This is a genomic window from Herbaspirillum sp. B65, from assembly GCF_000333555.1.
Lineage (GTDB): Bacteria > Pseudomonadota > Gammaproteobacteria > Burkholderiales > Burkholderiaceae_D > Herbaspirillum > Herbaspirillum rubrisubalbicans.
Genome location: NZ_BADI01000259.1, coordinates 1 through 12,701 on the forward strand (window position 1 = coordinate 1; position 12,701 = coordinate 12,701).

At 62.3% G+C, this 12,701-nt stretch carries 13 protein-coding genes and 1 pseudogene; 6 read left to right on the forward strand and 8 right to left on the reverse strand.

Annotated elements, in window-relative coordinates; genetic code table 11:
• Positions 1-169 precede the first annotated feature (169 nt).
• A complete protein-coding gene (locus I5W_RS32375; RefSeq protein WP_017452105.1) occupies positions 170-310 on the reverse strand; it encodes a hypothetical protein in 141 nt (46 codons plus the stop codon).
• A gap of 264 nt (positions 311-574) precedes the next feature.
• Between I5W_RS32375 and I5W_RS06780 the strand changes: the two genes are divergently transcribed.
• A complete protein-coding gene (locus tag I5W_RS06780) occupies positions 575-2,326 on the forward strand; it encodes a glutamine--tRNA ligase/YqeY domain fusion protein (RefSeq protein ID WP_017452104.1) in 1,752 nt (583 codons plus the stop codon).
• Between the two features lie 122 nt (positions 2,327-2,448).
• On the forward strand, positions 2,449-2,811 hold the full coding sequence (locus tag I5W_RS06785) for a hypothetical protein (protein WP_044528659.1): 363 nt from the start codon (positions 2,449-2,451) through the stop codon (positions 2,809-2,811).
• A gap of 22 nt (positions 2,812-2,833) precedes the next feature.
• Here the strand turns inward: I5W_RS06785 and I5W_RS06790 are convergent.
• The 3 genes and pseudogenes from I5W_RS06790 to I5W_RS06800 form a co-directional block, all read right to left on the reverse strand.
• Positions 2,834-3,827 (reverse strand): annotated as a pseudogene (locus tag I5W_RS06790) (transporter).
• Positions 3,828-3,933: 106 nt separating this feature from the next.
• Positions 3,934-4,167 carry a hypothetical protein gene (locus tag I5W_RS06795; RefSeq protein ID WP_017452101.1) on the reverse strand — a complete coding sequence of 78 codons (234 nt, stop codon included), beginning with the start codon at positions 4,165-4,167 and terminating at the stop codon, positions 3,934-3,936.
• 248 nt (positions 4,168-4,415) lie between these two features.
• Complete coding sequence (locus tag I5W_RS06800) at positions 4,416-5,705, reverse strand: solute carrier family 23 protein (protein ID WP_044528660.1); 1,290 nt, start codon at positions 5,703-5,705, stop codon at positions 4,416-4,418.
• A gap of 330 nt (positions 5,706-6,035) precedes the next feature.
• Here I5W_RS06800 and I5W_RS06805 point away from each other — a divergent pair, with 330 nt between their 5' ends.
• The 4 genes from I5W_RS06805 (at position 6,036) to sbcB (ending at position 9,506) form a co-directional block, all read left to right on the forward strand.
• Complete coding sequence (locus tag I5W_RS06805) at positions 6,036-6,338, forward strand: antibiotic biosynthesis monooxygenase family protein (protein ID WP_017452099.1); 303 nt, start codon at positions 6,036-6,038, stop codon at positions 6,336-6,338.
• A 168-nt stretch (positions 6,339-6,506) separates the two neighbouring features.
• Positions 6,507-7,082: a DUF3828 domain-containing protein gene (locus I5W_RS06810; protein ID WP_017452098.1), complete on the forward strand. Its 576-nt coding sequence runs from the start codon at positions 6,507-6,509 to the stop codon at positions 7,080-7,082.
• Positions 7,083-7,341: 259 nt separating this feature from the next.
• A complete protein-coding gene (locus I5W_RS06815) occupies positions 7,342-7,929 on the forward strand; it encodes a hypothetical protein (RefSeq protein ID WP_044528661.1) in 588 nt (195 codons plus the stop codon).
• A 140-nt stretch (positions 7,930-8,069) separates the two neighbouring features.
• Positions 8,070-9,506, forward strand: coding sequence for an exodeoxyribonuclease I (sbcB, locus tag I5W_RS06820; protein ID WP_044528662.1), 1,437 nt, complete (start codon positions 8,070-8,072; stop codon positions 9,504-9,506).
• A 19-nt stretch (positions 9,507-9,525) separates the two neighbouring features.
• Here the strand turns inward: sbcB and I5W_RS06825 are convergent, their stop codons facing one another.
• From I5W_RS06825 to I5W_RS06840, 4 genes are all read right to left on the reverse strand, one after another.
• Positions 9,526-9,876 (reverse strand): DUF3861 domain-containing protein, encoded by a 351-nt coding sequence (locus tag I5W_RS06825; protein ID WP_044528663.1) that lies wholly within the window; start codon positions 9,874-9,876, stop codon positions 9,526-9,528.
• 40 nt (positions 9,877-9,916) lie between these two features.
• Positions 9,917-10,543 carry a PadR family transcriptional regulator gene (locus I5W_RS06830; RefSeq protein ID WP_017452095.1) on the reverse strand — a complete coding sequence of 209 codons (627 nt, stop codon included), beginning with the start codon at positions 10,541-10,543 and terminating at the stop codon, positions 9,917-9,919.
• Between the two features lie 189 nt (positions 10,544-10,732).
• Positions 10,733-11,233, reverse strand: coding sequence for a nucleoside 2-deoxyribosyltransferase (locus I5W_RS06835; RefSeq protein ID WP_044528664.1), 501 nt, complete (start codon positions 11,231-11,233; stop codon positions 10,733-10,735).
• 55 nt (positions 11,234-11,288) lie between these two features.
• Positions 11,289-12,701, reverse strand: a 1,413-nt coding sequence (locus I5W_RS06840) for an acyl-CoA dehydrogenase domain-containing protein (protein ID WP_044528665.1), incomplete at its 5' end; no start/stop codon positions are given.

Sequence of the window (12,701 nt, forward strand, 5' to 3'; positions counted from 1 at the left end):
GGGCAGAACCGGAGGGAGCGGCTCGTTGGGCGAATTGCTGCGTTACGAATTTGGGTCAAGACGCCCAGTCTTGACCCAAATTCGCGCCTTGCACTTCATCCCAAACGAGACTCGCTCGCACTCATGCCTATTTATGAAATGAGTTCTAAATAGATGGAGCCCGCTCACCTCAACGGCCATAGTAATAGCCTGGACCATAGTAGGGACGGTAGTAATGGGGCGGTGGCGGCCCCACCGGTACCATCACGCAGGCTGACAGCGTGGCGGCGGCCACTGCGGCGGCGACGATCAGCTTGATGCAACGGTTCATGATGTACTCCTTTTGTTGTCGTAGGTCTTGCTCACTGCACCCGGCACCCTGCCAGGTCATGTCGGCAGATTGCCAGCCTCCCCTCCTGACATGTCATTCCCAGCCGTATCTTGTGTAACAAGAAAAACCCTTCATCCCCTCCCCCCAAAGCGTTGTCGGATGGCAAAAAATCTCGCCACGACGGCCGCAAAGCCCGTGGAACATGGGTAGCTGCGGTAAAATGCTTGCCATCTGAATAAATAGGCATTCCTCCCGATTCATCCCATGAGCAACGAACTGAAAAACGGACACACCCCTGCCCCCTCCACCAATTTCCTGCGCGGCATCATCGAATCCGATCTGGTCTCCGGCACCTATGCCGAGCGCAGCAACCAGGATGGCGAGGCGCTGCCGCAGGTGGTCACCCGTTTTCCGCCCGAACCGAATGGCTACCTGCACATCGGCCACGCCAAGTCGATCTGCCTGAACTTCGGCCTGGCGGCCGACTATGCCGGCCGCTGCCACATGCGTTTCGACGACACCAATCCCGAAAAGGAAGAACAGGAATACGTCGACACCATCCTCGACTCGGTCAAGTGGCTGGGCTTCTCCTGGGAACATGAAGGCAAGTCGCACCTGTACTACGCCAGCAACTACTTCGACGTCATGTACGCCTGCGCCCAGGCGCTTATCCGCAAGGGCCTGGCCTACGTGGATGAACAGAATGCCGAACAGATGCGCGAGAACCGCGGCACCCTGACCGAAGCCGGCAAGGATTCGCCGTGGCGCGACCGCCCGGCCGAGGAATCGCTGCGCCTGTTCGAGGAAATGCGCGACGGCAAGCACCCGGACGGCTCCATGATCCTGCGCGCCAGGATCGACATGGCCAGCCCCAACATGAACCTGCGCGATCCGGCCATCTACCGCATCCGCCACGCCACCCACCACAATACCGGCGACAAGTGGCGCGTGTACCCGATGTACACCTTCGCGCATCCGATCGAAGACGCGCTGGAAAACATCTCGCACTCCATCTGCACCCTGGAATTCGAAGACCAGCGCCCGTTCTACGACTGGCTGCTGGAACACCTGGCCGAGGAAGGTTTCTTCAAGAAGCCGCTGCCGCATCAATATGAATTTGCGCGCCTGAACCTGACCTACATCATCACCAGCAAGCGCAAGCTGCGCCAGTTGGTCGATGAAAAGATCGTCTCCGGCTGGGACGATCCGCGTATGCCCACCATCGTCGGCCTGCGCCGCCGTGGCTATACGCCTGAAGCAATCCGCCTGATGTGCGACCGCACCGGCGCCTCCAAGAACAACAGCTGGATCGACTTCAGCGTGCTCGAAGGCGCACTGCGCGAAGACCTCGACCCCAAGGCCCCACGCGCAGTGGCTGTGCTGCGTCCCTTGAAGCTGATCATCGACAACTTCCCCGCAGGCGTGTCCATCGATTGCAGCGCTCCGGTCTATCCGCCTGCGCACCCTGAACACGACACCGCGCATCGCCATTTCCCCATCACCCGCGAACTGTGGATCGAGCGTGAAGACTTCATGGAAGAACCGACCAAGGGTTACTTCCGTCTCTTCCCCGGCAACAAGGTACGCCTGCGCTACGGCTACGTGGTTGAATGCACCGGCTGCGACAAGGATGAACACGGCAACGTCATCGCCGTCCACTGCAACTACTTCGAAGACAGCAAGAGCGGCACCGAAGGCAGCTCCAACTACAAGGTCAAGGGCAACCTGCACTGGGTCAGCGCGGACCACGCCCTGGCCACCGAAGTGCGCCTGTACGACCGCCTGTTCTCGGATCCGCACCCGGATGCCGGTGGCAAGGACTTCCTGGCAGCATTGAATCCGAACTCCAAGGAAGTCATCACCGCCTACCTGGAGCCGACCTTGAAGAACGCCCAACCGGGCGAGATCTACCAGTTCGAACGCCACGGCTACTTCGTGGCCGACCGCGTCGATTCGACCGCCGGCCAGCCCATCTTCAACCGGGCCGTGACACTGAAGGATAGCTGGGGCAAGTAAGCGGCCCAGCCAAGGGAAACGGCCGCAAGGCCAAGACGCGGGCGGCACAGCGCCAGCCGCCCGTGCCACAGGGAAGGCGCAGCAACGTGGCGTGGGCCACGCTGAGTGCAAGGGGAAGGCTCATGTTTGAGCAGATCAAGATCCAGCGCCTGTCGATGGCGTCCATCTACAAGCTGCTGGCCATCGGCACCACGTTCTCGCTGGTGCCGTTTTCAACCTTGATGGGGGTGCTGTCGCTGTTCGGCGCCCAAACCATCACCTGGGATGGCAAGCACCTGATCGGTTATGACGGGCTGATCGCTTCGCCCTTCATCGGCCTGTTCCTGTCGGCCTTCATCACGCTCTTCCTGGGCACCATGAGCTGCATCGGGCTGTGGCTGTATTCGCTATGGCGCCCGCTGTCGCTGAAGGTGGAAGCGGTGGACAACCTGGACCTCGACCAGTTGATCCGCGAAAGCGAAGAAGCCATGGCTGCGCGCGACTGATGCCCCGGCGGAGGATCTTCGTTCAGAAGATCTTCATCCACTTCAGGAAGGCCACGGTGGCCACACCGAGGCCCCCCATCACGCCCATCACGATCCAGAACGAGGCCTCATCATGCAGGCCCGGCAGACCCGCCACGTTCATTCCGAAGATCCCCGACACCAGCGTGGCCGGCATCAGCAATGCGGTCAGGATCGATAGCGCCATCAGGTTGCGGTTCATCTGCTCCGACATCTGCGAGGCGATCTCTTCCTGCAACAGCTTGGCGCGCTCATAGACCGCTTCCACGGTGGAATGCAGTTCGTTCAAGGTCTTCCAGCGCCTCGCGCGGCACCCAGGACGGACGCAGGCGCTGGAACTGCGCCAGGATGCGGCGTTCCGGCGCGATGAAGCGACGCAGTTCAGCCAGTTGACGACGGATGCCGGAGAGCTCGGCGCGATCTTCGGCGCGGCGGTCGGAGAGCACCGAGAATTCGATGTCATCGACCTTGTCATTGAGCTTGTCCAGGCGCGCATTGAAGCCATCGGCCAGGCAGCGCAGCAGCTCGGCGAACAAATCCATGGGATTGTCGAAGTCACCGCCATCGAGCACTTTCTGGCGCAGCATGTTGGTGGAAATCAGCGGCTGGGTGCGCAGCGTCAACAGGCGCGTGCGGTCCAGGTAGAAGTGCAGCGCCCCCTTCTCGGTACCGGTGTCGCCGATCTCCATCTTCATATCGGTCAGCGTGCCGTAGACGCCATCGGGCGTGGCGTGCAGACCGGGATGGGTGTCGCTGCTCAATAAAAATTCAGTGATGTATTCGGCTATGTCGCTGTGATGCTCCAGCCATTGCTGGATCTTCACATCGGCGGTCTTCACGTGCAGCCAGGTGAAGGCGGGCGTCACCGGATGATAGTCGACCACCTCGTTCCAGTTCATCTGGCGCGCGCGGCCCTCTTCGAAGCGGAAGGCACAGATGAATCCGGCCGGCTCATAGAGCAGGTGCAGGGCTTGCGGAGTGTCCGGCGGATTGTGCATGAGCGGCCAGGTCGTTAAGAAACTGTAAAGAACCAGGCATTCTAACCAGCGTCTTTGACAGATTTGTGACAGCGCCGTGACGCCGCTTGGCCACAGCCGCCCGGCTTCAGTAGTTGAAGTTGCGGTTGCCCCAGGCTTCCCGCGCCGCCCCGCAGACCCTGATCTGCTGCTGGTTCATGCCGGAGGTGCCATTCAACTGGCACTGGTCGGAGACCGACTTGGCCTCGTCAAGGTTTTTGCGGAAATAGTCATAATCCTTCTTGCCGGCCACGGCGTCACAAGCCGACAGCAAAGGCAGAGCGATGCACAGCAGCGCCGGCAGGCGCAGAGCGGAGTTCATGCGGTTATTCCCCTGATAAGCGGGCCAGGCCCGAAGACTGGCAGCGGTCCATCCGGCCTCCTGCCAGGCCCGTTCCCCGGGGCCGTGGTGGCGGCTCTACGCTGCGACGCGACAAAGTATAGACAGCCAGCGTGGATTGCTCAACGGAAATCTTCACTTTACTCACACAATAGTAGAACAAAAAAGGCCGGTCACGAGGACCGGCCCTGGCACTGTTGCGTGCACGTCTTGTCAGCCTGGAATCATCCTCAGCGCTTGAGCAAGGCGTGCAGGATGATGGCACCGAAAGTCGCGGTCCCGATGCCACCCAGCGCGAAGCCGCCCATCTTCAGGGTGAAGTCGCCGGCCCCCAGCACCAGCGTGACAGCCGCCACGATCAGGTTGGTATTGTTGGAAAAATCGACCTTGTTCTCGACCCAGATGCGCGCACCGGAGACCGTGATGAGCCCGAACACCACGATCGACACGCCGCCCAGCACCGCACCAGGAATGGTCAGGATCACAGCGCCGAACTTGGGCGAGAAACCCAGCAGGATGGCAATGACCGCCGCCACCACGAACACCAGCGTGGAATAGATCCGGGTGACGGCCATCACGCCGATGTTCTCCGCATAGGTGGTCACGCCAGTCCCACCCACGCTGCCCGAGAGCATGGTGGCCAGACCATCGCCGATGAAGGCGCGGCCGATGTAGCGGTCCAGATTCTGACCGGTCATGGCCGAGACGGCCTTGATGTGGCCCAGGTTCTCGGCCACCAGGATGATGGCCACCGGTGCCAGCAGGGCCATGGCCCCAGCGTGGAACACCGGCGTAGCAAAGTGCGGCACACCGAACCAGGCGGCATTGGCCACGCCGGCAAAGTCGATCGGCTTGCCCAGGCCCAGGCCATTGGCCAGCACCGCATAGAGCGCATAGGCCAGCAGCAACCCGATCAAGATCAAGAGACGCTGCAACATGCCGCGCGCAAACACCGCCACGAAGCCCACGCAGAGAATGGTGGCCAGCGCCATCCAGCTATCGAAGCTACTGCCGGACACGCCCTTGACGGCAATCGGCGCCAGGTTCAGGCCGATCACCGCCACCACCGCACCGGTCACCACCGGCGGCATCAGTGACTCGATCCAGCGCGTGCCCACGCCCGAGACGATCAGGCCGATCACCGCATAGACCGCACCACAAGCGATGATGCCGCCCAGCGCCACACCCAGGTTGGCGTTGGGGCCGGAACCGGCGTAACCGGTCACGCCAATGACCAACCCGATGAAGGAAAAGCTCGACCCCAGGTAGCTCGGCACGCGCCCACCCACCATCAGGAAAAACAGCAGCGTCCCCACGCCCGACATCAGGATCGCCAGGTTGGGATCGAAACCCATGAGCAGCGGCGCCAGCACGGTCGAACCGAACATGGCCACCACGTGCTGCACGCCCATGGCCGCCGTCTGCGGCGCAGGCAACCGTTCATCGGCGGCGATCACGGCCCCCTGGCCGTCGTTGGTGCTTTGGCGCAGCCGCCATTGGGGGAAATACGAACCCGACATGGAGATCCCTTTCGTTGTGGATGTTTTTGAATTATTGGTATCAATGGAACGGGGGCTAGTGTATTGAGCGCTCGCACAAATAACAATTGCTGCGGCACTGCATCGCCCCAAAAATCCGTAAAAGATTTCGGGATACCGCTGCGCTGCCACTCGACGGTGCAAAAACATGGGCTGCACCAGCCCCATGCCCCAAAACAGACCGGCGGTTTGCGCAAAACGCCATCGCATTGCCGGCCCCCATCCTGGGAACATGTGATAATCGTTCAGCTTGGCCGGCACCACACAAGCTGGTGCCACCCGGCATCCCTCGACTATGCACTGGAGACCTACATGATCCTGGAACTGGCGGATATCCGCATCCAACCCGGCAAGCAAGCTGAATTCGACGAAGCCATCCAGCGTGGCCTGGCGCAGACCATCAGCAAGGCCCGTGGCTATCTCGGCCACAAGGTGCAAAAAGGCATCGAGTCGCCCGAGCGTTACCTGCTCATGGTGTACTGGGCCACCCTGGAAAACCATACCGTGGATTTCCGTGAATCGCCCGCCTTCACCGAATGGCGCAGCATCGTCGGCCCGTTCTTCGCTGGTGCTCCGCAGGTGGAACACTTCGCCCTGCTGACCGAATCGGCCTGAACAGGCCCTAGCAACACACCGTCCCGGCAGCGCCACCACCCCAGGCGCTGTGGAACGTTTGCGGCGCGCCCGGAACTAAAGGGCGTATCACGCAGGGGCGGGCTGCACCGGCTACCGCCCACCCGAAGACACGACATGCGCCGGCCACGACCGCGCAGGAACACCAGAATGACCACACTGCCCCGCTTTGCCTTCTCCCCCGCACGCCATCTGCGCGCCGGCGCCTGTGCGCTGGGCATGTTGCTGGCGCTGTCCGGCTGCAACAATTTCAGCGGCGACGAACAGCAGCAAGCCGACGTGATCGGTGACTTCTACCGCATCCATCTCAAGAACGCTGCCCCCGGCCTGCCCTCGGCCGATGAACTCAAGCAGTTCCAGCCGCTGGTCAGCCGCGCGCTGTATGCCCTGCTGACCCGTGCCGAAGCCGCCGAAGCGCGCTACGTGAGCGCCGCGGGCGGCGTGGCCGCGCCCCTCATCGAAGGCGACCTGTTCACCTCGCTCTATGAAGGCGCCACCTCCTTCGCCGTGCAATCCTGCGATAGCGAAAACGACCGCGCCTCCTGCCAGGTGGCTTTCCGCTACCAGAAACAAGGCAGCGACGAATCCTGGAACGACAAGATCCTGCTGGTACGCGAAGAGCGCCAGTGGCGCATCGATGACATCGAATTCATCGGCAACGACCAGTCTTCCCAGCGCGAATACCTGAGCGACAACCTCAACGACGCCATCCAGCAGGCAGAGTAAGGCCGCCACCACGGCCACTGTTCCTGCCGGATGAGCCGCCCCGCCTCGTCTGAGGCAGGCGGCGGTGGAATTGGCGGCTTTTTGGCGATGTGTTCCGGGCCTTCCGGCTGAGGTAGGCAAGCTATCCTTGCCACTTGGAATGCTTGTCGCTTTGCCCACACCATGGGCCGACAGGCCAGATGCAATAAAGTACCCCGAAAACAACATCACAACGAATCAACACGTCGCCGCGCACGCGAATGGCCCAGGGAGAATCGGATTGAAGCGCATCGGTAAGACACTCGTCGTCGCCGCCAGCCTGCTGCTTGCAGCGTGCTCGGCCAATGAAGAGGGCAAGGCCAAGGAGCTGGTCACGGAGTTCTACCAGACCCATGCCTCCAACCGCCCCGCGGGCGCCCTGACGCTGCGCGAACTGATCACTTTCCGTCGTTTCCTGTCGGTACCGCTGTTCGACCTGTTGAAGGATGTCTCGGTGGCCCAGGAAGCGCGCACCGCCCAGTCCGCCGCCGACCTGGCGGCCGATCCTGATGCCGAACCGCTGCCGCCGCTGGTACAGGGTGACCTCTTCACGGGCAACCCGAACGGTGCCTCCACCTTCCGCATCCTCCAGTGCGAAGCGCAGGAACAGGTCGCCAACTGCGCGGTGGAACTGATCTTCAGCGACGCCAAGCTGCAATCGCCCGTCAAATGGACCGACAAGGTCGACCTGAGCCGCGACGCCCGCGGCTGGGTGATCGACAACATCCACTACGCCGGCGGCAACCCGCCCATGCGCAGCGGCACCCTGCAAGATGTCATGCGCAAGATCTTGCAGCGCGATACCGCACCGTTGGCGCCGGGGCAATAAGCACGGCGCTATCCCGCTACGGCCCCAAAAATCCATCGAAAAATCGAGCTTGCTCTTGCCCTGGCCGGCCTTGCATGGCTGCGCCTGCCGCGCAAAGCTCTATAATCGCGCGATTCGATTCCATAGAGAACGCCGCCGCGATGTCCAATCACACCTTCCTCTGGCACGACTACGAAACCTTTGGCGCCGTGCCGCGCCGCGACCGCCCCGCGCAGTTCGCTGCCGTGCGCACCGATGCCGAGCTCAACGAGATCGGCGAGCCCATCATGATCTATTGCCAGCCGGCGCCGGACTACCTGCCCGACCCGGTCTCCTGCCTGATCACCGGCATCACGCCGCAGCATTGCCTGCAACACGGCCTGCCCGAGCATGAGTTCGCCGCCCGCATCGAACAGGTGCTGGGCGAGCCCAGCACCATCGGCGTGGGCTACAACACCATCCGCTTCGACGATGAAGTCACGCGCTTCATGTTCTGGCGCAACCTGATCGACCCATATGCCCGCGAATGGGCCAATGGCTGCGGCCGCTGGGATTTGCTGGACGTGGTGCGGCTGACCTATGCACTGCGCCCGCAGGGCATCACCTGGCCGAAGAAGGAAGACGGCAGTGTCAGCTTCAAGCTGGAAGACCTGTCCAAGGCCAATGGCCTGATCCACGAAGCAGCCCACGATGCGCTCTCGGATGTGCGCGCCACCATTGCACTGGCGCGCCTGATCCGCCAGAACAACCCGCGCCTGTTCGACTTCGCCCTGGCCCTGCACAAGAAGGATAAGGCCGCCGCCGAGATCGGCCTGCCTGTGGCCAAGCCGTTCCTGCATGTCTCGGGCATGTTCCCGGTGGCCAATGGCTGCCTGGCGCTGATGTGGCCGCTGGGGATGCATCCGACCAACAAGAACGAAGTGATCGCCTGGGATCTCGGCTACGACCCCAGCGAACTGGCCGGTCTGGATGCGGCCACGGTGCGCCAACGCATGTTCACCAAGCGCGATGAACTGCCCGAAGGCATGACCCGCCTGCCGGTCAAGAGCATCCACCTCAACAAGTCGCCGATGGTGGTGGGCAGCCTCAAGACCCTCACTGCCGAGCGCGCCGCCGAGCTCAATATCGACGTTGACGCTGCCCTGCGTCATGCCGACCTGGCCGCCGCCCTGCCCGACCTGGCGCCGCTGTGGCGCCAGGTCTACCAGCGCGACAATGAGGCGGCTGCAGACGTAGATGAAGATTTGTACGGTGGCTTCATCGGCAATGGCGACCGCCGCCAGTTGACGCAACTGCGCGCCCTGCCACCGCAAGCGCTGGCCACCGCCAGCGTGGCCTTCGACGACATGCGACTAAATGAAGTTTTGTTCCGCTATCGCGCACGCAACTTCCCCCAGACCTTGAGCCCCGACGAAGCCCGGCACTGGGAAGAACACCGTGCCGCCCGACTGTTCGAAGGGGCCGGCGGTGCGCGCACCATCGCGCAACTGTTCGAGCAGATCGACCAGTTGCAGGAAGAGTCCGATGACGAACGCACCCAGGACATCCTGGGCGCGCTGTATGACTATGCGGAAATGATTGCGCCAGCCCATCAGTGAGACCGGCACGCGAAGAGACTCATTCGGTCGCGGGAGCAGCAACTGCTGCGGCAGCGGGAGCCGCATCTGCTCCCGCAGCGGCCTTACCCTGCGACTTGAGCTGCATGATGAACTCGCGAAACGCCGGCTGGATCTCGGCAAACAGCGGATGCTTGCGGTTCTTGAGCATGACCTCGCCGAACAGCTTGATGCCCAGCGCCAGTTGCGCGCTGGTCTGGTCGTCGAACTGCCCGCGACCACGCAGGCGGGAGACGATACTGAAGATATCGTCATGATTGCCAGCCTCGAAACGCAAAGGCTCGTGCAAGACCTGTCCCTCCGAGGCGGTAGCCAGGTGTTCCAGGGTGATGCGATAGCGATGTTCCCTCATGTGAATTTCCTTTCCTGATTGGCCGAGGCGCCCGTTCAGCTCAGACGCGCTCCACCGCCACGGCAGCGCGGTCGATGATGTCGATGATGGCGTGCAGCTCTTCCTTTTCCAACTTGCCCTTGGCCAGCCGGGTATGCAGGGCCAGGCGGAAGTTCTGCACAGCGCGCTGCAGCTCGGGCGCATCGGCGTCGGGACGTTCCTGACGACGCAGTTCGAACTTGCGCAGCACCTGCTGCAGCAGCTCGGCGTTATCCTTTTCTTCCAGGTGGGTCTTGCCTTCGGGGCTGATGGTGTAGAGCTTCTTGCCACCGTCTTCGCCCTGCACCGAGGCATGGCCCATTTCTTCCAGCAGGGTCAGGGTCGGGTAGATCACGCCGGGGCTGGGACTGTAGCCGCCACCGACCAGTTGCTCGATGGCCTTGATCATGTCGTAACCGTGGCGCGGCTTTTCCTGCAACAGGTGCAGCATCACGATGCGCAGCGCGCCCTGCTCGAACATGCGCGCACCGCGTCCGCCTCCTTCGCGGCCACGCGGGCCGTGGTGGCCACGCGGACCACGCGCTTCGTCTTCCTCGAACATGCCGCCGCCGTGATGACCGCGCTCATGACGCTGGTGCTTGGGGCCATGGCCGGGCTGACCATGGTGGCTGAATAAATGCTTGAACATGGTGTTTCCTTCTTGTCGGGTTGCAAAATGCAGCGACTGACGCACGCTGCGTGTCGATCGATATAGCCAAGATATATCTTTATATCGAGCATTTCAAGATATATCTTAATAATATTTTTACTTCCTTTTGGCAATCGACCGAGAACAACGCCGCTCAAGACAAGGGTTCAAGCAGCCGGCCAGGAGGGATCAGCGCTGCCCGCCATGCCAGCGCGCCACCTGTTGCAGGCAACTGCGCAGGTCGCCCTGCACCAGTTGGGCGGCATGGGCCAGCATCAGGTTGCGTGGCAGGCCGAAGTCTTCGATGAGCATCCCGTCCAGGCAATAACCGGGCTCGCCCTGGGGCAACTGATGCAGCAAGTCCTGGGTGGGGGTGTTGTAGCACCACACCTTCTTGCCGCGCCCCACCGCATAGCCGATTTCGAAGACGGTGCCGGAATCGGGCTCATGTCCCCGAAAATTGCAGACATTGGCCACCACGTAATCGGCCGATTCGATCAAGGCCACGTTGATCTCATAGATGCGACGGGCGATGTCGGCCTTGCTCTCCCCGGTGACTTCATCATCTCCCGGACACAGCGCCACCAGCCCCAGTTCGGCGCACCACTGCTTGATGCGCAGCTTGTACTGGGCGTAGTCACGCTGGAACACATCGGGGCCGGCCAGATAGATGCGGGGCTGCTGGGTCATGGTTCATCCTGTCGTTTGGTCAGAGGGCAGCATAGCGCAAAGCGCAGCACGCCTCTCAACGGGAGGATGCGAGCATCTCGGCACGGTCGAAATCGGCCGCAAAGTCGTCGACCCGCACGCTCTGCTCGGCATAGTGGGCAAAGGTATCCAGCGCCGCCTTCTCCTGCGCCGAGATCAGGCTGCGTTCCAGCGCCAGTGCGCTCCAGGCCGGCAATTCCGGGAGGTTCTGCGGCATCGGGGGTAGCCTGCCGTCCTTGATATCCTGCTTCAGGCGATGCTCCAGTTGCTGTACCACAGGCGTGAGCACGAAGGCTTGCTCGCCGCAGGCCAGCGGGTCGCCCTCGCGCGGCAGGTAGGCATCGGCCAGCAGGCGATTGCGGCTCTCGCCCGGTGTCTGCATGGCCTTGGCCACGCGCGTACCCAGCACATCGGAGGGCTTGCGATAGGGTCGGCCCAGCGGGAAGATCAGCCCCCGCAACAGAAACGCGATGAAGGGATTGGGGAAGTTATGCAAGACCTCGATGATGGCTTCCTGGGCGCGATTCAACGCATCCTGCACCGACCAGTCCACATAGGGCAGGTCAGCTTCCTGCCGGCCCTCATCCTCGAAACGCTTCAACACCGCCGACACCAGATAGAGCTGCGAGAGCACATCCCCCAGCCGCGCGGAAATACGCTCACGGAACTTGAGCGTGCCGCCCAGCACACCCATGCTGACATCGGTCAACAGCGCAAAGGCCGATGACAGGTGCACCACCGCCCGGACATAACTCCGGGTGGCACGCCCGGCGTGGCGACTGGCTGGCAGCAGCCAGCCGCCGCTCAAGCCGCCCACCAGGCTGCGTGCCGCATTGGCGGCCACGAAGGAGAGATGCGCAAAGAGCAACCGGTCGAACTCCTGCAAGGCGCGTTGACGATCTTCATCAGCGGCAGCCGCCAATTCCTTTAACACATAGGGATGGCAGCGAATCGCGCCCTGCCCGAAGATGATCAGGCAGCGCGTAAGGATATTGGCGCCCTCCACGGTGATGGCGATCGGCACCTGCTGGTAGGCCCGCGCCAGGAAATTGCCGGGCCCCATGCAAATGCCCTTGCCGCCGATGATGTCCATGCCATCGTTGACCACGATACGTCCGCGCTCGGTGACGTGGTATTTGGAAATGGCCGAGATCACCGAGGGCTTCTCGCCCGCATCCACCGCCAATGCCGACAGGCGTCGTGTGGCGTCCATCATGTAGAGATGTCCCCCCATGCGCGCCAAGGCTTCCTGCACCCCTTCGAACTTGCCGATCTCGATCCTGAACTGGCGCCGCATGGCGGTATAGGCGCTGGTGCCGCGCACGGCCATCTTGGAAAAACCGACGCTGGAAGACGGCAGCGAAATGGCCCGCCCCGCCGCCAGGCATTCCATCAACATGCGCCAGCCGCGCCCCACTTGCTGCGCACCACCGATCACCAACTCCATCGG